This is a genomic window from Candidatus Pelagibacter communis (assembly GCF_001179965.1).
In the GTDB taxonomy this organism is placed as follows: Bacteria; Pseudomonadota; Alphaproteobacteria; order Pelagibacterales; family Pelagibacteraceae; genus Pelagibacter.
This window is the reverse complement of sequence record NZ_CVSH01000039.1, coordinates 1-1204: the sequence shown is the minus strand read 5'-3', so window position 1 is coordinate 1204 and position 1204 is coordinate 1. Positions and strand designations below refer to the sequence as shown.

The 1204-nt window shown below is 20.3% G+C and carries 1 protein-coding gene; it reads left to right on the top strand.

Annotated features, from left to right (window positions below; genetic code table 11):
- Positions 1-79 precede the first annotated feature (79 nt).
- Positions 80-1204, top strand: a 1125-nt coding sequence (locus tag AMN73_RS01820) for an AsmA family protein (protein WP_075534589.1), incomplete at its 3' end; no start/stop codon positions are given.

The window sequence follows — 1204 nt, the reverse complement described above, 5'->3', positions numbered from 1 at the left end:
TTTTTGGGCTGAATTCAAGTTTTTTAGATATTCTAAGTTTCTCATTTTCTAAATAATCATTATAAAACAAATTAAATTTATGAAAAAATTTAATTTTAATTTTAATCCTAAATTCAACATAAATACTAAAGTTACTATATTTAGTATTTCAACTTTAATTTTTATATATCTACTTTATTTATCAATACCAAGTTTATATAAATCTGGAAGAGTTCAAAAAGTCCTTTCCGATGAGATTTTATCTGAATTTAATTTAAATATTAGTTTATCCCCAGATATAACATACCGAATCTTACCCACACCCCATTTTTCCATTAAGGACTCTAAATTGTATCAGCCGAATTCAAAAATTAACAATGAGTTAGGCGAATTAAAAGAACTTAAAATTTTTATTAGTCAATCAAACTTTTTTAATAAAGACCGAATTATAGTAAAAAAAATCTTAATTAAAAAAGCTAATTTTTTTATTAAGAAAGAAAATTTAGCTTTTTTAGGTGAATTAATAAATAAAAAATTTTCAGATCAAAAGGTTCAAATTAAAAATAGTAAACTATTTTTTAATGGCAAGAATAATAATACAGTCTTTATTTATTCAATTAATAAATTTACTGCAGAGTATGCTAAAGAAAATGGAAAAAATATAATTGAAGTTGACGGAGAAATTTTTAAAATTCCATTAAAATTATACTGGGAAAAAGATTTAATAAGAAAGCATAAAATCTTAAAAGCAAATTTAAAGAAAATAAATATAGATGTGTTAAATAAAAGTATTTTTGAAAAAGATAAATATTTTTATCAAAACGAGATTAATATTTTAAGTAGTAAGTTTAAAACCAGTTATGAAATTATTAAAAATAAAATAAATTTTAGTTCTAATCAGTCAATGATAAGAAATACTCCTTTATCTTATAAAGGGATAATTGATCTCAAACCATTATTTATTGAGGCTTATTCAGAGACAAAAACTTTTGACATTTATTATATTTTAAAAAATAGCTTCTGGTTTAACGAGATCATTAAGGCAGGTTTTATATATAATGATAATTTTAATGGAAAAATTTCAATAAAATCTGATAAAATTTCAAAAAATAAAATTTTTGATAAGATTAATTTAGTATTAAATATCAACGAAGGTAATTTTGATTTTAATGAAACTATTTTAATCAATCAGAAGATAGGAAACTTAAAAATTTTAAACTCATCT